General features: G+C 61.5%; 17 protein-coding genes and 1 CRISPR repeat array. Of the genes, 9 read left to right on the top strand and 8 right to left on the bottom strand.

The features are described 5' to 3' along the window. Positions 1-33: 33 nt before the first annotated feature. Positions 34-2,345: a CRISPR direct-repeat array (repeat unit 28 nt; unit sequence TTTCTGAGCTGCCTGGGCGGCAGCGAAC). Positions 2,346-2,475: 130 nt separating this feature from the next. The 6 genes from cas6f to cas1f form a co-directional block, all read right to left on the bottom strand. Beyond that, a complete protein-coding gene (gene cas6f / locus HHA01_RS14000) occupies positions 2,476-3,045 on the bottom strand; it encodes a type I-F CRISPR-associated endoribonuclease Cas6/Csy4 (RefSeq protein ID WP_141321782.1) in 570 nt (189 codons plus the stop codon). Positions 3,046-3,048: 3 nt separating this feature from the next. Then, on the bottom strand, positions 3,049-4,080 hold the full coding sequence (gene csy3 / locus HHA01_RS14005) for a type I-F CRISPR-associated protein Csy3 (RefSeq protein ID WP_141321784.1): 1,032 nt from the start codon (positions 4,078-4,080) through the stop codon (positions 3,049-3,051). 15 nt (positions 4,081-4,095) lie between these two features. Continuing rightward, positions 4,096-5,082 carry a type I-F CRISPR-associated protein Csy2 gene (csy2, locus tag HHA01_RS14010; RefSeq protein WP_141321786.1) on the bottom strand — a complete coding sequence of 329 codons (987 nt, stop codon included), beginning with the start codon at positions 5,080-5,082 and terminating at the stop codon, positions 4,096-4,098. After that, entirely contained in the window at positions 5,079-6,467 is a 1,389-nt protein-coding gene (gene csy1 / locus HHA01_RS14015) for a type I-F CRISPR-associated protein Csy1 (protein ID WP_170214888.1), read from the bottom strand. Before csy1 ends, csy2 begins: the two co-directional genes overlap by 4 nt. Before the next feature lie 447 nt (positions 6,468-6,914). Continuing rightward, a complete protein-coding gene (gene cas3f / locus HHA01_RS14020; protein ID WP_141321788.1) occupies positions 6,915-10,268 on the bottom strand; it encodes a type I-F CRISPR-associated helicase Cas3f in 3,354 nt (1,117 codons plus the stop codon). Further along, positions 10,265-11,239 carry a type I-F CRISPR-associated endonuclease Cas1f gene (gene cas1f, locus HHA01_RS14025; RefSeq protein WP_141321790.1) on the bottom strand — a complete coding sequence of 325 codons (975 nt, stop codon included), beginning with the start codon at positions 11,237-11,239 and terminating at the stop codon, positions 10,265-10,267. Before cas1f ends, cas3f begins: the two co-directional genes overlap by 4 nt. A gap of 167 nt (positions 11,240-11,406) precedes the next feature. On the opposite strand from cas1f, the gene HHA01_RS14030 reads away from it, so the two are divergent. Beyond that, a complete protein-coding gene (locus HHA01_RS14030; protein ID WP_141321792.1) occupies positions 11,407-12,276 on the top strand; it encodes a WYL domain-containing protein in 870 nt (289 codons plus the stop codon). A 50-nt stretch (positions 12,277-12,326) separates the two neighbouring features. Here HHA01_RS14030 and HHA01_RS14035 read toward each other — a convergent pair whose 3' ends face one another. Beyond that, entirely contained in the window at positions 12,327-12,875 is a 549-nt protein-coding gene (locus tag HHA01_RS14035; RefSeq protein ID WP_141321794.1) for an outer membrane beta-barrel protein, read from the bottom strand. A 111-nt stretch (positions 12,876-12,986) separates the two neighbouring features. Here HHA01_RS14035 and HHA01_RS14790 point away from each other — a divergent pair, with 111 nt between their 5' ends. The 7 genes from HHA01_RS14790 (at position 12,987) to HHA01_RS14065 (ending at position 18,098) form a co-directional block, all read left to right on the top strand. Beyond that, a complete protein-coding gene (locus HHA01_RS14790) occupies positions 12,987-13,136 on the top strand; it encodes a hypothetical protein (protein ID WP_170214889.1) in 150 nt (49 codons plus the stop codon). Beyond that, a complete protein-coding gene (locus HHA01_RS14040; protein WP_141321796.1) occupies positions 13,136-13,870 on the top strand; it encodes a metal ABC transporter ATP-binding protein in 735 nt (244 codons plus the stop codon). The genes HHA01_RS14790 and HHA01_RS14040 overlap by 1 nt, the downstream gene beginning before the upstream one ends. Further along, a complete protein-coding gene (locus HHA01_RS14045) occupies positions 13,854-14,744 on the top strand; it encodes a metal ABC transporter permease (protein WP_141321798.1) in 891 nt (296 codons plus the stop codon). Before HHA01_RS14040 ends, HHA01_RS14045 begins: the two co-directional genes overlap by 17 nt. An 18-nt stretch (positions 14,745-14,762) precedes the next feature. Then, positions 14,763-15,833, top strand: coding sequence for a metal ABC transporter solute-binding protein, Zn/Mn family (locus HHA01_RS14050; RefSeq protein WP_141321800.1), 1,071 nt, complete (start codon positions 14,763-14,765; stop codon positions 15,831-15,833). 29 nt (positions 15,834-15,862) lie between these two features. Continuing rightward, entirely contained in the window at positions 15,863-16,759 is an 897-nt protein-coding gene (locus HHA01_RS14055; protein ID WP_141321802.1) for a LysR family transcriptional regulator, read from the top strand. 151 nt (positions 16,760-16,910) lie between these two features. Further along, complete coding sequence (locus HHA01_RS14060; RefSeq protein ID WP_246053914.1) at positions 16,911-17,306, top strand: DoxX family protein; 396 nt, start codon at positions 16,911-16,913, stop codon at positions 17,304-17,306. A 54-nt stretch (positions 17,307-17,360) separates the two neighbouring features. Beyond that, a complete protein-coding gene (locus HHA01_RS14065) occupies positions 17,361-18,098 on the top strand; it encodes a dioxygenase family protein (RefSeq protein ID WP_141321804.1) in 738 nt (245 codons plus the stop codon). 36 nt (positions 18,099-18,134) lie between these two features. On the opposite strand, the gene gloA is transcribed toward HHA01_RS14065, so the two are convergent. Next, positions 18,135-18,677 carry a lactoylglutathione lyase gene (gene gloA / locus HHA01_RS14070; protein WP_141321806.1) on the bottom strand — a complete coding sequence of 181 codons (543 nt, stop codon included), beginning with the start codon at positions 18,675-18,677 and terminating at the stop codon, positions 18,135-18,137. 152 nt (positions 18,678-18,829) lie between these two features. On the opposite strand from gloA, the gene HHA01_RS14075 reads away from it, so the two are divergent. Continuing rightward, entirely contained in the window at positions 18,830-19,171 is a 342-nt protein-coding gene (locus HHA01_RS14075) for a DUF6482 family protein (RefSeq protein ID WP_246053915.1), read from the top strand. Positions 19,172-19,203: the final 32 nt, after the last annotated feature.

Raw genomic sequence — 19,203 nt, forward strand, 5'->3', positions numbered from 1 at the left:
CCCGTTCGCGCCGCCGGCATCCAGCCGGTGACGTTTCTGAGCTGCCTGGGCGGCAGCGAACAGCATGGCCTGGTCCACTGGGCAGCCAGAGCCGTTTCTGAGCTGCCTGGGCGGCAGCGAACTGGGAGTGGGCGGCCATCGCGCTTTGGTGCATTTTCTGAGCTGCCTGGGCGGCAGCGAACGACATCACCACTGGTCTTCGTGCTTACTACAGTTTCTGAGCTGCCTGGGCGGCAGCGAACGTGCCGGGGCAGGTGCTGGCGCAGGCGGGTTCTTTCTGAGCTGCCTGGGCGGCAGCGAACATGCTTCCCGTGAGCCCGTCACCCAGGGTCGCTTTCTGAGCTGCCTGGGCGGCAGCGAACCGCTCCACAATCGCCTTGCAGTAGCTATGCCATTTCTGAGCTGCCTGGGCGGCAGCGAACTCGGTGGCGGGGCAAAGGCGGCTGCTGTTCATTTTCTGAGCTGCCTGGGCGGCAGCGAACGTACGGTGACAATCACGCCGCCGGATCGGTTCTTTCTGAGCTGCCTGGGCGGCAGCGAACGCTCCGGGGTGTCGTCCAGTGCCTGCTGTACATTTCTGAGCTGCCTGGGCGGCAGCGAACGACACGACACGCTGGGCATGGGCGCTCGATCATTTCTGAGCTGCCTGGGCGGCAGCGAACCCTGACATCGGAAGCCCGCTCGAACTTCATCATTTCTGAGCTGCCTGGGCGGCAGCGAACCGCGATACACACAAAGTCCATGGCTTCAGCAATTTCTGAGCTGCCTGGGCGGCAGCGAACGTCGATCATTTCCCGGGGTGTCATCGCATAGCGTTTCTGAGCTGCCTGGGCGGCAGCGAACAGCATCATTCGCCTCGCTTCGCTTGTTGGTAGTTTTCTGAGCTGCCTGGGCGGCAGCGAACCTCGCAACTTGCGCGCACCAGTGAATGATCGTTTTCTGAGCTGCCTGGGCGGCAGCGAACTGCACCACCTCAAACAGCTGGGCTGTGTCCTTTTTCTGAGCTGCCTGGGCGGCAGCGAACTTCCGCCAACGTCTCCGGGTCGATCTCGTGCATTTCTGAGCTGCCTGGGCGGCAGCGAACCCGACCGTCAATCTCGTAACAGATACCGAAGTTTTCTGAGCTGCCTGGGCGGCAGCGAACCGTTGAAGTTCTTTCAGCCGCTCGCGGATCGTTTTCTGAGCTGCCTGGGCGGCAGCGAACCAGTAGCACTCCCACTCTTCGTAGGCTTCGTCTTTCTGAGCTGCCTGGGCGGCAGCGAACATGCTGACGCAGCACGTGACTACATGCGTCAGTTTTCTGAGCTGCCTGGGCGGCAGCGAACGGCATCGATCCCGGCGAAGTCCACCGCTACCTTTTCTGAGCTGCCTGGGCGGCAGCGAACGATGGGCCGAACACCACAGATGACGAAGCGCATTTCTGAGCTGCCTGGGCGGCAGCGAACGGCGTGACTTTGATGCCCGTTATCGGAGACATTTTCTGAGCTGCCTGGGCGGCAGCGAACACGCCCGAAGACAGCGGCATTGGTCGTGCGCTTTTCTGAGCTGCCTGGGCGGCAGCGAACCTCTGGAACCATGCCCAGAGCTCGCTGGCTTTTTTCTGAGCTGCCTGGGCGGCAGCGAACGGGTCGTGCCAGTGGGCGATGACGCCGGAGTATTTCTGAGCTGCCTGGGCGGCAGCGAACTTGAGGGTAATCGACGATTCGCGCTCAACACATTTCTGAGCTGCCTGGGCGGCAGCGAACGGAGGTCAATAGCAGGGCGCCGGGCGCCGATGTTTCTGAGCTGCCTGGGCGGCAGCGAACGTTAATAGCGGGCTGGCCACGCTGCACGGTCTTTTCTGAGCTGCCTGGGCGGCAGCGAACGGCGGCGAAAGCGCCCGCGTCGCCAAGGTCATTTTCTGAGCTGCCTGGGCGGCAGCGAACCCCGAGATGATCCGGCCCGATCAGATGCGCGATTTCTGAGCTGCCTGGGCGGCAGCGAACGTGACGCGCTCGACGGCCTGCACGGCATCGTCTTTCTGAGCTGCCTGGGCGGCAGCGAACGATCCAGAACCAGCTTCGTGAAGCGATGCGGCTTTCTGAGCTGCCTGGGCGGCAGCGAACAAGAAGACCTGCATCATGCAGCATGATGGCGTTTTCTGAGCTGCCTGGGCGGCAGCGAACGGGCCGTCCAGCGAACTGGGCAAAATCGACGATTTCTGAGCTGCCTGGGCGGCAGCGAACTGGATGGGGGAGCGCTTTCTTTTTGTGGGTCATTTCTGAGCTGCCTGGGCGGCAGCGAACGCAGCACTTTGCCCCGAGTGTCATCACGAACTTTTCTGAGCTGCCTGGGCGGCAGCGAACTAGAGTTTACCACAGGTAACTAGTTGATTGTTAAAGAGCTACAGGAAAAGTAAAGCGCCATACCCTTTTTTAGGGCATGGCGCTAACCCATTGATTTATATAGAGGTGCTAGTAGATGGTGCAAAAAGGGTCAAAACCATGGCACCGTTGCCTGGCGGCTAAGACCATAGTGGTTGAAACTCCCTGTTACTGGCTCCGACTGCAGCGCTCCATGCTCAATGAACAACGCAAAACGTTGCCCGCTAGAGCGGCTGTTCACTTGCACGAATGGTAGTGGAATCTTGCGCTCAGCGGGTTTCGACATGCATTGGCGAGCCTCCTCTTCGCTGATGTCGTGACGAAGAGCATAACGCTTGACCCGGCTGGGCCCCCCAGTGTTGAACTGACGCCGAAACACGTGACAGTGGCGCGCTTCCGCCGGAATCGGCGCAATGTCCGCCAACTCTACGTGGTCTCGCATACCCGCCAGCCACGGGAGCGCCATCAGCTGTTCAAGTCGGCTCCGATAAGCGTGCAGCCGCAACCGATCCCCGGGCGTGCGGGCACGCACACCGGTCTTGTGGTCGGGCAGGCTAACTCCGATATCATCAGCCTGCAGATCAAACAGTGCTCGATGGAGCTTGCTGTAGAGCGCGTTCATCAGCATTCCCGTCGGGAACTCCGGATCGGGGCGTAACCGAATATCGAGATAATGATCCATGGCTTACCCCGCTTCGCCGAAGACACCACCGCGAATCAAGGTCGCCATCACGAAGTGCTGTTGCTCCGCGTTCGGTACTTGGTCCTTGAGCATCCAGTTATCCAACAGCGAGTAGAAATCCATCTTCTGCTTGGGCTGGCGGTAGGCTGTGCCTTGAGTTGTCACGGAGCCATAAGGTTCGACGGCGATGGGACCAAGATCGCTGCCATCTGCCGGCGCCGGATACCAGGTATCGATGGTACGAATGGCATTGCCCAGCTTCTGGGAGTGAATTCCTGCCACGCCATCTACTTGATAAAGCGTCTTGCTTTTGTCACCGCGCCCGCGCTCAAGAATCAGCTCTTGCGAAGGAAAGACTTCTTGGCCCAAGCCCACATGCGCAAACGCGATAACCTCAAGGATCAGGTGACGTGTACCCTCCAAGGCAGTGGCGATATCTTGCGCAAGTGCTTGGGTCTCCGTGTCATCATCAAAACCTCGCAGTGATAGACTCAGTGCATCGAATGTCCACTCTTGCGCAACCTCGCCGTACTCCATGCGTCGAATGCGCACTTCAACTTGTTCGGCACCGACACGGTTACGCCACAGGAAACGGCCATTCGCCAGATTGTGGGCATAACGACGCGCTAACTCGTTAAACCCTTGCGTCTGCACATACTCCGTGACGGCTTGTTGCAACTTGGCTTGATAGTCGGCGTTATTACATGCCGATGGTGTGCCAGCGCCACCCAGCACTCGCAACGTAAAACGTGCCATCAAGGTGTCGGCCTCATGTGGCAAGGTCGCGACGTCGACGGTCTGGAGGTTGGGGTTTTCGATTGCAGCATCGAGCTTCGCTGGATCCTGCTCCTTAGCCTTGAGACGGTTGGAGATCGTACCGCGTACTGACTTTTCACGAATCGTAACCGGCTGCCAGCCCTCCAGCACATCGCGCTGGGACCACTGCCCGGCGTATAACAGTGCATCGGAAGGGTCGAGCTTACGCTCGAAAGCGAGAACGGAGGCGGTTTTCAGTGCATCGTCTTTCTTGGCCATGAGATATCTCCTGTGTCAGTCGTTGTGCAAAGTATCGATGTAGGTGTTGTTCAAGCGATAGATTCCGCGGTCCAAGTCGTTCTCGACGAACCAGAGCAACGCTTCAGGGTCGTGAATGCGGTGCGGACTCACCCATTCGCCAATCGTGTAGAGGCTTTCGACAAACCGAAATGGCGTGTCAGGATCACGGGCATTAGCCACTTCACCAGCAGAGTACAATTCAGTAAGGGCGCCGTAGCCGACGGGAATCGGCACCAACCAGCCGGGATAGGGGCGCCGGATACTCCAGTGCGCAACTTCTTTTTCCTGGCCGCTTTTCTCATCCGTTTGCGTTTCAACTCGACACTCGTGATTGAGCCGCGAGAGATCGAGCCAAGCATCCATCGTCGTGGCACTTTCATCTTCCGCCTTGAGGGTGGCGGTGTGGTCGACAAGCCGATCCTCGCGCAGCACCAACGCGAAGCCCGGTAGCAGACGGCGCTTAAGGCGGCGCCACTGCTTTGCGCGCTCTTCTTCGTTGGCATCGAAGCTGATCAAGGCCGGCCGGTGACGCCGCTCGCCGGGACGGGGAGGCATGACGCTCCCCCCAGCGATACGCATTCCCTGGACTTGCTGATATAGCTGGTCTGCAATGGCTTGGCGACGCTCGGCGCTTTTCAGGTCATCTCCGCCGGCTGACTCGATACCCATCAACAGCGAAACTTCCAGATGCGCGCGGCCTTCCTCGACGATGGCCGCTGTGCCGCCGGATTTATCCACTGGGTTGCGTGTGAGGTGGAACGCGCGCGTGAAGCCCCCCTGCGTGACCTGGGGGTCGATGCGATGACACACCACACCGATCTCGTTGAAGACCAGCTTGATGTCATCTGGAAGGTTGCGCTCCAGAGACTGCATGGTGCCGACAAAGGCACTCATGGCGGGAAAGCCCCAGGTCATCGGGCTGGAAATGGAATTGGCGTTCTGGATACGCAGCTTGGGAAGAACCAGAAGGTGATTGATCATGCTGCCTCTCCTTCCGGGTCATCGCTTGCGTCGCGTAGCGCATCCTGCAGGTCGTCGAGCTGTCGACGGAAACTGCCCATCACGGTTTCGATCTGCCCCGCCCAAAAATCATGGTCGGGATCGCCAAGATTAGTTTTGATGCGTCGATCCAAAGTATGCTTGAGCCAGTGAGCGACACGTTGGGCCACGTCTACATGCCAGTCTGACTGATGCCGAGCTTCCTTGAATTCGAGATCCGACTCTGCCCTACCTGGGTCGAGCCAATACTGTTCCGAGATGACCAGTCGACAATCGTCATCAGCCGACCAGCCTGCGGGCAAACGGTGCATCTCGAAGGTAAACACCAGCAACTCATCAGCCAGCGATGCCGTCAGGTCATCGTGAAGATCACGATCCTGCATGGTCTTGCGCGGGTTTTTCCCCAGTTTCTGACGTTGCTCATCCTCCCTGGTGTTCTGCTGCATCCGGCGAGCCAGGTCATTCACCAACTGGCGAACTGGCTGGCGCCTGCCAAAGCGTGGTAAAACTGATTCTGTACGCAGCGGTGGCGAGACATCACGAGAGACCCAATCCGGCGGTAGCGAGGCGAGCAGATAATTCTGTCCTCCACGCTCACTATTGAGCTGGGAAATATTTTGCGGCTTGGTGCCCCCCATTTTCTGGATCGCCAGATTGGGATAATCGGCATAACCACCATCAAATGCAGCATCATCACGGCGCGCCTTGCGAGCGGCTTTGGCGTGTTCGCCAAAGCGATCCTCGCTCAATCGGGCGTAAAGGGGTTGGGCCAGTGCCGTGGCATACAGCGGTGCCAACAAATGGTAATTGACGTTATCGGTTGGCTCGTCACCCGTTAGCCAGTACATCTGCTTACCGCGAGCATGCGAACTGGGCACGCCCTTGGGCTCGGTAATGCTGGCGAAGGCTCGGGTCCAGCTTTCTGCTTCGGTGCGATCCTGGCTCAAGGCATCAATGAACGCATCATCAGAGGCAATTGCCAACTCCAGCAGCGAACTCCCCTGCCATTCCAGTTTCAGAAATTTGTAGACGTCCAACGCCGCCGCGTTACCTACTACATCACCCTGGAAATCGGACAGCAGACAGTGACTACCGACCAAACCGTTGTCAGCGAGCTGACTGGGCTCCACGTAGAGATTGGTGCCCTTGGCATCCGGATGGATCGGTTTCAGTGAGTGGGTAACCACCTGCAACTGGCTGACACGGCGCGCGGCCTCGGCCAGCCAAGTCTGTGGATCGAACTGCTGGTGAAGCTTGAGATAGGCCGGGTCTTCTGGCGCGAGCTTTTCCGTCTTGTTGGTAAAACGGTCATTGATGAACTGCTCGATCAGCTCGCGAATGGACGCCGGTGGTGAAGTTTCCGACATAGGGTCTCTGCCTTAACTTGGGAGACATACCAAAGGCATGGCATAATGAACCCCGAAGCGTTGCTGCTGCCCGGGGCGTGGGTCTAGACAGGCCAAAGCCTGTCAAACGGTTATTATCTTGCGATGGTAGCCAGCCACATTGCGCATCCTCCTGCTCACACCGTCCCAGAGAGCTTGGGGCCGAGTGCTCAACCTCAGCATTGCTTCTACGTATGCGTGGGCAGTACCAGTGCCCACGCATACAATCTATGCCTACTTATCCATATTGTCAAACCATTACTGCACGACGATCAGAGATAAAAGAGATATACGAGAACTCAATCAACAGTGTATGTAGAATTGACCCCCTGCCGCAAGGCAGCTCAGAAAATTACTGCACGCCGATCTGCGGTGATGATGCCCTCTCGCTGCCGTACAGGCAGCTCGCCGGCCCGTTAGGGCCGGCTTTTATTTTTTCCGGACAAGCCCTAGCGCGGGATGGAAGTGCCAGCCCTGCGGGGCGCGGTTTGTCTTCAAGCGAATACGGCCGAAGCGGTGCGCGCAGCGCTCGATTCCCACCCCCATCGCTTCGGCCTGCTCTGCCAGTGCGGCAAGATAGTCCGGCTCGTTCCATGGCGTGACGCGGGGGTTGTCGATGGCCTCATCCGGCAGGCGATCCAGTTCGGTTTCGACGGGCACCAGACGTTCTTCGCTGACTTGCCGGTCGCTGCGCCAGAAGCCGAAATTCTCTTCCGTCTCGTCCGGCAACAGCACAAATTCGCTATCCGCTTCATTATCTTCGCGAAAGGGTTGTTGCTGCATCGGTACAGCACCAAGGGTCACCCCCGAGACGCGATAAAACAGGTAGGCCCCCAACTCGGTCTGTTCGGGCTCACCCCGACGTCTACGCCGACGTTGGCCAGCGGCAGGCATCCCGCCCTCGACCATCAACGACGCCAAACGCGCATGCTCGAGATCGACGAGCCGTTGCGTAGGCTCCAACGACTCAACTGGCAACAGCCGGGGCCGCGAGTCGATGTGATCAACCTCTCCCGTACGCAGTAGCGTTTCGAGTCGATGCTGGGCCAACCTCCAGCGTTGCTCTGTTTCAAAACCCGGGTGGTTGAAAGCCGGCCGCTCGCGTTTGAGTTGTTTGACGTTGGCATCGAGTAGCGCCATGTTAGCTGCGTCCACCTCTCCTGGGCGATGTCGACGCACACGACCGGCCAGCTGAATAATCGAGCGCATTGAAGAAGGTTCGACTATCGCCCAGTCATAATCATGGTCTCTTCCAACTTCCGTGACAGGCGAGCCCAACACCAGAAATAGCTGGTCCGGCGCTTCATTGAGATCCAGTCGAGAGCGAATATCGGGTATATCGAAAACAGCATTTTCATCACGCCGGTCCAGCGCGTTATCGAGACGAGCCTCCAGCCTTGAGCGCAGCAGCAAGGGGTACTGGGAGTGATAGACGCATAGGTGAACCTGATAACCCTCGGGTATCTCTGAGCGATAAAACGCCTGAGCCACAGCAACCAGCGGCTCGATATTAGCCATCCGCATCAAACCAAAGCTCACCCGCTTGCCGCTGTGCGGATCAGTGCTGTGATGCTGTTCATGGAGAGACAGTGCTTCACGCAATAGCGTCTCTGCCACTGCTGGATGAATAGTATCCGGATGAGCGTTAGACGCGGACAGCGACACAATCCGACCGCGTCTAGCCGGTGCCTGCTTGCCCAGCCTATTGGCGCGGCGGCGGGCGAATTCGTGGTGTGCAGCTTCGAACGCTTCACCACCCTCGCAGTTGCTGTTGGTGCAGCCATGCTCATCGAACCAGGCACATACCGGGTTGACCGGCTCCCCCGGCATACCACGATGTTGCTGATACTCGGCTCGCCCACTGCGATACGCATCGTACAACCCTCGAACCAGGGAAGGCGGCAAGGTGGCGGATGAAAGCAGTACCCTGGAACCGAGCATTCCGGTCCAGTGCACCAGTCGTGTCAGGGCCGGCAGGTCATCTATATCGAAGTCATCCGGCTCGTCGAGCACCAGGTCACCACTCATCAAGCGCAGCATCGGTGAAATCTGATGACCACCTCGGAGGCTTTCGGTAGCAGGCATCAAGTGATCGACGGTGCAGACTACGACCGGTGCGTTGATGAGTGCCTGGGCATGGGGGTCGGCGACAGCCTTGGACAGCACAGGATGCTCACCAACATGGCCTTCGAAATGCACATGGGTTTGCTCGTCCAACAGTTCGGCGCGGGAGTCCGAGCCACCGTAATTGCGTTGCTGGTTCTCGAACTGTTGATGCTCGAACAGGGTTCGGCTGGCTGCGCCACCAACGCGAATGGCAAGGTCATCGTTCCCCAGCCCCAACCGTTCCCGATAAGCCTGGCCGGTTTGCAGGGTAAGGGTGCGAAGCCCAAGCGCTATGGTGAAGCGCGCCCCCGTTTCCGGGTTGTTCAACGCATAAAGTATCCGGCCATTGGCGATCGTCTTACCGCAACCGGTCGAGGCCATGTTGACGCCGAAGAAACCCTGCTTATAGCTTGTATCGCGTAGCCCGACCGCCATGTCGAACGCCTTGTCCTGCCAACGAAAGCGGGCATCTCGACTACGCGCCTTGAAGCCCTTATGGCGAGCGATCCTGGGTAGTGCGGCTTCGACACTCGGCAAGTGATGGGTAATTTCTCCGACGCTACGTGTCACACCGATCAGGTGTTCAATTAGCGGCTGGCTGAGTTGACGTTTACCGTGATAGCTGGCCGTATTGGCGTAGAGCTTGCGAGACCACTGGCCACTCAAGCGCCCTTGGTCCGTGAGTCCGGAGTAGTGATGGTCCGCCAGCATCAACGACAGTCGCGCCAGATGCATGACATAGGGCGACTCGAGTGGCGCAGGCTCAATACGCAAGCGCTGAAGCTGACGCGCTAAACGCTGACTACGTTTACGCCAAGATTCTTCAGTGACCGGCAAACCATGCGGAAAGTGCCAATAGGATGTAGCATCTTCCGCATCCGATGGTGTCACGCGTTCGTTCCATGCGGCAGTGATAGCTTGTGGAAGCTCGGGCAAGCTCCCCGTGTTTAGATTGGCCCTGGCACCTACCCATTTCTGGGCACCGGCCTCGTCGAAAGCCGGGAGCGCCGGTAACCGGTGATGGCTGACGATCAACCAGCCAATCGCCGCTGCCAGCGGTGGCAGTTCATTAAACGGAGCGCTTTCGCTGGCTTTTTCATCTACCCCATCGCGAATCAGGCGCTCCAGCCAGCAGTCATCATCCTCGGCAGTTGGCTGCTCAAGCCGTGCAAGCCAGCTGGCGTCATCGTCCTGGCCCACGAAGGCTTGTAAAAGCCGCAGCGACACCCATTCGTGACGATAAAGGTTACGCCCTTCAAGCCGGCCATGGAGTCGATCCTGAAACGCCTGACTGGCCTTGCCAAGGTCGTGAAACATCGCTGCCATGGATGCCAGTAAGTGAATGTGTTGGCCACTATGCCAGTCGTTTTCATCTTCCGAACGCAGGATATTGCGCCGGGTAGTATTAGTTGGCGTGGCCCCTTGTACGTTAAATCGCTTGGCATCGCCGACCACCCACATCAGCTCACTGTGGTCATGGCCACGAATCCAGTGACACGCCACGGCGGTATTCTTGCGGGCGGTCTTGCGCAACAACTTCCGGAGAGTGTTGAGCCCCTCCAGAGTGATGGGGGTTTGCCAGGTACGCTCGCCTCGACGTTCGGCAAATTGATCCAGGATGCGCCGCGTTTCCTTGAGCGCGTTCTTGTTGCATTGCGACACCAGCAGCACATTCATGCGTCCGGCCCTCCGAGCTCGAGGGCCACAGCTTTGAGCGTATCAATCATGAAATCGAGAGACTCGGTGCGCGTTAACCGCTCGATGCAGGCCTGCCGAAACTCTTGTTCCTCGTCACCGCGCATGGCCGACAGAAAGGCTTGCGGGAGGATGATGGCATCCTTGACCAGGTCCGCCACATCGAAGACCAATCCTCCCCGGCGCGTCTTGCCATGCAGGACGGCCAGACCATGGGGAATGCCCAGCACCCATGTCGCTGTGGCGGCCAACCCATAGGCCAGATAGTTGCCATGATCGAGAAAGCGGTTGGCGGGATCTGTACCACCGCCTCGCTTGGCACGGGTGAATTCACCGTAATCCACCGCTTGGGTCGCCAGCTTGAACAGTGTTTTGGTCAAACGCGCTTCCAGTGTCAGCAGCTCCACCGTGTCAGCTGCCTTGGCAATGGCATCGCGATGCTGGGATAACGCGTCACTGAGTCGCTCCCGTGAGCTCTCAAACCCGGCGTCCTGAAGCGCACGGCTTTGCCAAAGGGCTTCGATGCGCGATATCCGTGCCATTTGAAAAGCCCGTGCCGCTTCGAGCCGTTTGGCATCGTCAAACCAGAAGTTTACCCAGTGTTGTAGGTATTCGGTGGGGCGATATTCACTCTGGGGTGTCAGCCAGGCAACATCGACATCCACTTCATTGGCTGCAAAAAGCGGCGTACCTCCACCACCACAAAACCCCACCAGGACACCGGCTTTAGCCAGCTCGCGCATGGCCGCCTGTGTGATGGATGTTCCGGTACCCAGCAACAAGGAAGTGGTGTTGGCAATCGGGATATTCCAGTAACTAGACTGCTTGCCTTCATCGGTGACGTATTCAACACGACCGTCCTTCACCAGCACGCGGCAATGCTGCAGGTAATACAGGTTGGCGCGTTTGGAATGCAGAATGGTCTTGAGGTCCGATGGAGAGATATCGTCCATGTCGTTGCCCTGCCTGCCCTGTGTCTGACTACATCCAAGCACGCTATCCCTTACCCCCGCCACCGCTGGACATTCATCCACAACACTCTTCAACCCGGCCTGTTGAAGGTGAGCTAGAATGCGGGGGATGATGAGCAACCTGGAATATGACAGCCATGGAGGGAGTCATGTCATCGTTGACGACCATCCCCTGGGATACGCTGGCCCGCTATCGCTTGATCGAGATCCTGGCGTTGTGGGAAGGGCGCGTGGCGGCCGGCCAGATCGGTGAGGCGTTCGGTATCGGGCGCCAGCAAGCGCAGAAGGTGCTGCGCGCGTATCGCCAGTTGGCACCGCACAACCTGAGCTACGATCGGCAGCGTCATGGTTACCTGCCCAGCGCGGCCTTTGTGCCGCTTTTCACCCAGGGCCGGGTTGATGAGTACCTACGCCTGCTGAACATTCACGACACCCTGGATTCGCCGTTTGCCGGCTTGAGCATGGGGGCGGCGAACACCGAGTCGCTGCCGATGCCGAGTCGGGCGATCACGCCGGCGGTGGTTCGCGAGCTGGTCCGAGCGTCCCGCGAGAAGCGTCGCCTGGAGGTCAATTACGCGTCCTTTTCCAGCCCGGCAGGCGATGGGCGGATCATCGTGCCGCACACCCTGGTGTTTGCTGCCGGACGCTGGCATGTGCGCGCCTTCTGCGAGAAGAACCGCGAGTATCGCGACTTCGTGCTGAGCCGCTTTCGCGGTGTGCCGGAAGATGTGGGGCCGATGCTGGGGCGGCATGATGCGGAGAATGACGAACGTTGGCAGACCCGGGTGGCGGTGCGCCTGATTCCCGATCGTCGCCTGCCCCAGGCCGAACGCGAACTGCTGGCCATGGATTACGGCATGCCGGATGGCGAATTGGAGCTGCATTGCCGGGGGCCACTGGCGCGCTATGCGCTGCGCGAGCTGGGCGTCAATCCGAACCATGCCGAGGCCAACCCGCGCGCTCAGCAGATCGAGATTGCCAACCGCGACTCCCTGGCCTCCTGGATTCTGTGGTCCTGATTCCCCTGGCCTGATGCCCGGCCGCCGTGGCCGGGCCCCGGGCTCGCCGATCAGAAGGTATAGACCACGCTGGCCGTCACCATGTCGAGGTTGCCGATGTCGTCGGTATCCAGGCGTTCGACTTCCAGTCGCCCGGTGACATCGAGCAGGCCGGCCCGGACGCCCAGGCCATAGACGGGCGAGGTGCCGGAGAGGTCGGCGTCGATACCGGCGCCGCGCCGCTCGGCGTCCCAGTCGGCCATGCCGGCCTTGCCGTAGAGGCCGACCGGCCCGAGGCTCCAGCCCAGCACGCCGGTGGCCTGCACGCTGTCCACATCCAGGCTGGCCGCCTGGCCATTGGCGCTGCCCTTGAGGGAGTCGGCATTGACGTAGGCCAGTTCCCCGCCCACGTCGATGAACGGCAGCCAGCTGAAGTTGTAGCCGCCCACCAGCTTCCAGTGCTCGGCCTCGTCGTTGAACCGGCCGTCGCCATGCGTCTGGCCGGCGCCACCGCCCAGGTATAGCCCGGTTTCACCGGTAGCGAAGGCATTGGGGGCGGCCAGGCCCAGCAGGCCGGCCAGGCCGAGGGCGCAGAGTGTCGGCAGTGTCGCGTTGCGCATTATCGTTACATCCATTCGGGAAAGTTGCCGGGGTATTTTATCAGTCTTGCCGGGTTGGCGGCCCAATGATGTTATGTTATAACTTCCGCGCATTTTCGGAGACTGATCGCCATGGCACACCGTTCTCACCGACATCGCCCCGAGGGGCCCTGTCATTTTTCCTTGATGTCGCTCTCGGCCAGCCGGCGCTTGCTGCTGGCGGCGGCACCGCTGACCGTGCTGTGGCTGGCGGTGGCCTGGGTGCTGGGAGGCGCGGGCTGATGGCACGCCTGACGCTTCAGGACCTGCAGCTGGCGCGGGGTGGCCAGACGGTACTCGAGCATCTGGACGGCAGCTTTCAGGATGGTGCCATCACCGCCCTGATCGGCGCCAACGGGGCCGGCAAGAGCACCCTGATCTCGGCGCTCATGGGTATGCTGCCGCCGGTCGCCGGCCGCGTGGCCTGTGAGGTATCGCGCGAGCGTTGTGCCTGGCTGCCGCAGCAACTGGCCCTGGACTTGACCTTCCCGATGAGTGTCGAGGAACTGATCATGACCGGCACCTGGCCGAGCCATGGTGCGCTGAAAGGCTACTGCGCCGCGCATTATCGGCGGGGTCGCGAGATCATGGCGCGCCTGGGTATCTCGCACCTGGCGCACCGCCAGCTGGGCGAGCTCTCAGGCGGCCAGCGCCAGCGCGCCCTGATCGGCCGCACCCTGATGCAGGAGGCCGAGCTGCTGTTGCTCGACGAGCCCTTTGCCAACGTCGATGGCGAGACCGTCGAGGTGATGATGGAGGTGCTGCGCGACATGGCCGCCGCGGGCGCGACCATTCTGGTGGTGCTGCACGACATGGAGCAGCTGTCGCGCCTGGCCGATGATGTGCTGCTGCTGGCCGGTGGCCATGGTCGCTGGGTCGGCACCGAAGCGCTGCTCGATCATCACACCGGGCAACCGGCCCGGGCTCCCCGCCTGCCCATTGATTTTTCGGATATTCACCATGCTGGCACTGCTTGACGCCTGGCTGCTCGCGCCCTTCGAGTACGGCTTCATGAACCGCGCCGCGGTGGCCGGCCTGGCCCTGTCGCTGGCGGCCCCGCCGCTGGGCGTGTTCCTGATGCTGCGCGGCATGAGCCTGATCGGCGATGCCATGTCCCACGCCATTCTGCCGGGCATTGCGCTGGGCTTTCTGTTCGCCGGGTTCTCGCTGCCGATCATGAGCCTCGGCGGGATTCTCTCCGGCCTGGTGGTGGCGGTGCTGGCGGGCAGCGTCTCGCAGATGACCGGGCACCGCGAGGACTCAGCCATGGCGAGCTTCTTCCTGATCTCGCTGGCCGCCGGGGTGATGCTGGTCTCGCTGGGCGGCAGCAGCGTGGACCTGACCCATGTGCTGTTCGGCTCGGTGCTGGCGGTGGATACCACGGCACTGTTGCTGATCACCGGCATCGCCACGCTGATCGTGCTGATGCTGGCGATCATCTTCCGGGCGCTGGTGGTCGAGTGCCTGGACCCGCTGTTCCTGCGCGGCCAGGGCGTGCGCGGCGGTCTGGTGCATGGTGTCTTCCTGGGCCTGGTGGTGCTCAACCTGACCGCCGGCTTCCAGACGCTGGGCACGCTGATGGCCGTGGGCCTGATGATGCTGCCGGCGACCACGGCGCGCTTCTGGAGCCAGCGGCTGGAAGGCCTGATTGCCCTGGCCATCGTCATCGCGCTGGTCGCCAATCTGGGCGGCCTGTTGCTGTCGTTCCACCTCAGTCTGCCGTCCGGCCCGGCCATCATCCTGACCGCTGGCCTGGCGTATGTCCTCTCGGCGCTGTTCGGCCGACACAACAGCCTGGTGGCCCGGCACCGGCTGCGCGCCGCGCCGCTGAACACGCCATCCACTGACTGACTCGAAGAGAGCTCCCGCATGCCATCCGCTCATCGCTTCACACGCCGCGCCAGCCTCGTCACCGGCCTTGCCGCCCTGCTGGCCATGCCCTCCGTGCTGGCCGCCGAGCGCGTGCAGGTGGTCGCCAGCTTCAGCATTCTCGCCGATATGGTCGAACAGGTGGGCGGCGAGCATGTCGACGTCACCTCGCTGGTCGGCGCCAATGGCGATGCCCACGTCTATTCGCCGCGCCCCGACGACGCCCGCCAACTGACCGAGGCGGACCTGGTGGTCTTCAACGGCATGCACTTCGAGGGCTGGATGGAGCGCCTGCTGGAGTCCGGCGACTACGCAGGCACCCGGGTCGTCGCCACCGACGGCATCAGTGGCCCCGGAGCGGCCGAGTCCGCGGAGGATGGCAGCCAGGCGGCAAACGACCATGGCGATCACGCCGAGCACGACCACTCCGGGCATGATCATGGCGGCGAGGATCCGCACGCCTGGCTGGACCCGGTGCTCGGCAAGACCTATGTCGAAAACATCCGCGATGGGTTGATCGAGGCAGACCCGGCGCACGAGGAGGCCTATCGCCAACGTGCCGAGACCTATCTGGCCGAACTGGAGGCGCTGGATGCCGACATTCGCGACCAGATGGCCGCCCTGCCCGACACCACCAGCGTGATCACCGGGCATGACTCCTTCAGCTATTTCGCCCAGGCCTATGATGTCGAGTTTCTGTCACCGGCCGGGCTGACCACGGCGTCGGAACCCAGCGCGGCGCACATGGCCGAGCTGATCGACGTCATCAAGGCCAACAATGTGCAGGCACTGTTTCACGAGAACATGACCAGCCCCGCCATCATCGACCAGCTGGCCGAGGAGACCGGCCGTCCGGTGGCCGGCACCCTCTACTCCGGCGCCCTGTCGGACGAAGGCGAGGCCAGCACCTATATCGGCATGCTGCGTCACAACGCCCGCGTGCTGCACGAGGCTTTAGCCGGGGCCGAGCCCTCCAGCGATGCGTCGCAGAATGATGATCATGGGCATGAACACGGCGAACATCATGACCACGGCCATGAGCATGACGAAGCGCATGATCACGCCCACTGAGGCATCGGAGCGCCGGAGGCGGTGAAGCGATGAACAAACTAGAGGCGATGAGCGCTTTCGTGCGCGTGGCCGAGCTGGGCAGCTATACCCGCGCCGCCGAGTCGCTTGGCCTGTCACGCACTCGCCTCTCGCGGCTGATCATGGCGCTGGAGGAGCATCTGCAGGCGCGCCTGCTTCAGCGCACCACCCGACGCCTGCATCTCACCGAGGCCGGCGAGCGCTATCTGGTCAATGCCCGGGAGATCCTGCAGGCCATGGCGGATGCCGAGGCCGAGGTCGGCACCGCTGTCACCGACATGACCGGTCGCCTGCGGCTGAATGGCCCGATGAGTTTCGGTACCCGGCATCTGGCACCGCTGGTCGGGCGTTTCATGGTGGAGCACCCGGCGCTCCAGGTGCGACTCGACCTGAACGATCGCCGCGTCGACCTGCTGGAAGAAGGCTATGACCTGGCCATTCGCATCGGCACCCTGCCGGACTCCAGTCTGGTGGCGCGGCGCTTGACCCGCTGCCGAATGATCCTGTGCGCCTCTCCTGACTATCTTGCCGAGCATGGCCAGCCCGATAGCCTGGCCGCGCTGGCCGAGCATCGCTGCCTGCGCTACCTGGGCGCCTCCCAGGGCGACTGGGAGATCGGCGGAGAACGCCATGCCGTTCAGGGCCCGCTGGAAAGCAACAATGGAGATGTGTTGACCGCCGCCGCCGAGGAAGGCCTGGGGATCGCCCACCAGCCCAGCTTTCTGGTCGATGACAGCCTGCATGCCGGGCGGCTGGTGCCGCTGCAGATTGACGCCCCCGAACAGCAGCTGGAGATTCACGGTGTGTATCCCGCCCGCCGGCACCTGCCCGCCAGGGTCGCCCGTTTCATGGACTACCTGGCCGAGTGCTGGGGCGACCCGCCGGTCTGGGAGCGGGATCTGCCCTGATCCCTCGCCGGGCGAGGCAACCCGGACGAAGCTGTATTGTTGCGATCATCGCAACAGTGATGTTCAAAATAAGCAGATTATCGCAGTCATCTGCAGCGATAGAGTAGCCGTCACATTCCCTGACACACCTGCTCTATTGGAGATCGCCACGATGTCGACCGATATGACTGCTGCTGCCACCACCCTGCTGCGCCTTTCCCTGGGCACATTGGCCCTTGCTCATGGCCTGCTGAAGGTGTTCGTTTTTACCGTGCCGGGCACGGTGGCCTACTTTGAATCCCTCGGCCTGCCAGGCCTGCTGGCATACCCGACCATTCTCGCCGAGGTCGGTGGCGGGCTGGCGCTGCTGCTGGGGCTCTTCACGCGCTGGGTCAGCCTGGCCATGGTGCCGCTGTTGCTGGGCGCCGTCTGGGTTCACTCGGGCAACGGCTGGCTGTTCTCGAACAGCGGTGGCGGCTGGGAGTTTCCGCTGTTCTGGGCCGTGGCCCTGCTGGTGCAGGCCGGCCTGGGTAGCGGGCGGCTGGCGGTGAGCCACCGCTTCGCCTGAGTCATCCATCAATGACCACGGGGGTGCCTGGCACCCCGCTTCCAGAGGTGTCCCATGCTGCCGAGCCTGTTTATTTCTCACGGATCGCCGATGCTGGCGTTGACCCACACTCCAGCCCACGCCTATCTGCGTGAGCTCGGCCAGCAACTGACGCCGGATGCCATCGTGGTGGTGTCGGCCCACTGGGCCAGTCAGCGGCTGATGATCAGCACCAGCGCGCGGCCAGCGACCATCCATGACTTTGGCGGGTTCCCGCAGGCGCTGTTCGACTGCCAGTATCCGGCGTCCGGCCACCCTATACTGGCCGGTGAGCTGGCACGCGATCTGAATGCCACGCCCGTGGAACGCGGCCTGGATCACGGCGCCTGGGTGCCGCTGTCGCTGATGTTCCCGAACGCGGATATTCCCGTGGTCTCGGTGTCACTGCCCTGGCAGTGGTCAAATGATGAGCTCGTCGCCCTGGGCAAGAAACTGTCAGCCTGGCGCCAGGCCAATATCCTGGTGATCGGTTCCGGCAGCCTGACCCACGACCTGAGTGCCATCGCTCCTCTGGAAGCCACTGCACCGCCGTGGGTCATGGCCTTTAGCGACTGGATACACGCGCGACTCGGCGCCAACGACCGCGATGCCCTGCTCCACTGGCAGGATGGCCCGCACGCGATTGCCAATCACCCCACGCCGGAGCACTTTCAGCCCTTGCTGGTGGCCATGGGCGCCGGTGGCCAGGCCGAGCGCTGGCACCACAGCATTGAGCACGGCGTGCTGGCCATGGATCTCTACGCTTTTACCTGAAGCGTCTTTGCCTGGCCGTCAACAAGCGACAGAGCCTCAGGCCATGCCGTCGCCCTTGTTCGCCATGCGCTCGGCCTCGACGACCTCGATCCAGTAGCCATCGGCGTCCTTGACGAAGATCACGTCCGGCATCTTGCCCTGATCGGCGCGCTTGATGAACTCGACGTCATTGGCGTCGAACCAGGCCTGGGCGGCGTCCAGGTCCGGCACCGAGAAGCAGATATGACCGAAGCCCTGCGGCTCGGCGTTGCCGTCGTGGTAGGCGAAGTCGGCCTGGTCTTCGGTGCCCCAGTTATGCGTCAGCTCCAGCAGGCCCTTCTGACTGAAGGTCCAGACGCTGCGCTGGGCGGCATCCTCGGGTACTGCATCGCCCTCTTCCAGCCTGGCCAGGAAGTAGAGCGAGAAACCCATTTCCTCGAAATCCAGCTTGCGCAGGACCTGCATGCCGAAGACGCGCGAGTAGAACTCAAGCGCGGTCTGCGGATCCTTGACGCGCAGCATGGTGTGGTTCAAGCGGAATCCCCGGGTCTCGCTGGCCGGGGCCTGCACGCCGGGATGCTGTTCGCCCTGAAAGCTCATGTCATGCTCCTTGTCTGGTCGCAAATAAGGTCGTGCGAAGGTGTAACCCCTTGCATGGGGGCGCGGCCCGCAGATTTCCACCCGTCTCGGGATGGCGGTCATCGCAGGGGGAATCTACATTCAAGTAGTACACCGCTACCAAGGGGGTCATCATGACCACCGACGCGACACTGGGTGACCATATCACCTATAAGCAGCTGGTCCGGGCCGTTTCTCACGGCTTTGCGCCGATCGTGGAAGTCGAGTCCCAGGATGGCATCTACACCGTGCGCTTCCACCATGCCGGCGGGGTATCCACGCTCTCCGACAAGGACGGCAAGACCTGCACCTACCTGGGTACCGGGCAGATCCGTGAGCTGCTGGGCGAGGCGGGACTGACGCATGGCGTGCTCACCTGGGATGACCAGTGCGGTGACGAGATGATCGGGGTGCCCGGACACGCCATGACACCGGAAGAGCGCCTGACGCACGGCACGCGTATAGCCTTCCAGTGAGGACCGCCAGGGGTTCGAGGGTGTTTACAAAC

This window comes from Halomonas halmophila, from assembly GCF_006540005.1.
Classification (GTDB): Bacteria; Pseudomonadota; Gammaproteobacteria; order Pseudomonadales; family Halomonadaceae; genus Halomonas; species Halomonas halmophila.

Coding starts and splice junctions, on each gene's coding strand:
- cas6f (WP_141321782.1), bottom strand. CDS start 3,045: ATGGATCATTATCTCGATATTCGGTTACGCCCCGATCCGGAGTTCCCG.
- csy3 (WP_141321784.1), bottom strand. CDS start 4,080: ATGGCCAAGAAAGACGATGCACTGAAAACCGCCTCCGTTCTCGCTTTC.
- csy2 (WP_141321786.1), bottom strand. CDS start 5,082: ATGATCAATCACCTTCTGGTTCTTCCCAAGCTGCGTATCCAGAACGCC.
- csy1 (WP_170214888.1), bottom strand. CDS start 6,467: ATGTCGGAAACTTCACCACCGGCGTCCATTCGCGAGCTGATCGAGCAG.
- cas3f (WP_141321788.1), bottom strand. CDS start 10,268: ATGAATGTGCTGCTGGTGTCGCAATGCAACAAGAACGCGCTCAAGGAA.
- cas1f (WP_141321790.1), bottom strand. CDS start 11,239: ATGGACGATATCTCTCCATCGGACCTCAAGACCATTCTGCATTCCAAA.
- HHA01_RS14030 (WP_141321792.1), top strand. CDS start 11,407: ATGTCATCGTTGACGACCATCCCCTGGGATACGCTGGCCCGCTATCGC.
- HHA01_RS14035 (WP_141321794.1), bottom strand. CDS start 12,875: ATGCGCAACGCGACACTGCCGACACTCTGCGCCCTCGGCCTGGCCGGC.
- HHA01_RS14790 (WP_170214889.1), top strand. CDS start 12,987: ATGGCACACCGTTCTCACCGACATCGCCCCGAGGGGCCCTGTCATTTT.
- HHA01_RS14040 (WP_141321796.1), top strand. CDS start 13,136: ATGGCACGCCTGACGCTTCAGGACCTGCAGCTGGCGCGGGGTGGCCAG.
- HHA01_RS14045 (WP_141321798.1), top strand. CDS start 13,854: ATGCTGGCACTGCTTGACGCCTGGCTGCTCGCGCCCTTCGAGTACGGC.
- HHA01_RS14050 (WP_141321800.1), top strand. CDS start 14,763: ATGCCATCCGCTCATCGCTTCACACGCCGCGCCAGCCTCGTCACCGGC.
- HHA01_RS14055 (WP_141321802.1), top strand. CDS start 15,863: ATGAACAAACTAGAGGCGATGAGCGCTTTCGTGCGCGTGGCCGAGCTG.
- HHA01_RS14060 (WP_246053914.1), top strand. CDS start 16,911: ATGTCGACCGATATGACTGCTGCTGCCACCACCCTGCTGCGCCTTTCC.
- HHA01_RS14065 (WP_141321804.1), top strand. CDS start 17,361: ATGCTGCCGAGCCTGTTTATTTCTCACGGATCGCCGATGCTGGCGTTG.
- gloA (WP_141321806.1), bottom strand. CDS start 18,677: ATGAGCTTTCAGGGCGAACAGCATCCCGGCGTGCAGGCCCCGGCCAGC.
- HHA01_RS14075 (WP_246053915.1), top strand. CDS start 18,830: ATGACCACCGACGCGACACTGGGTGACCATATCACCTATAAGCAGCTG.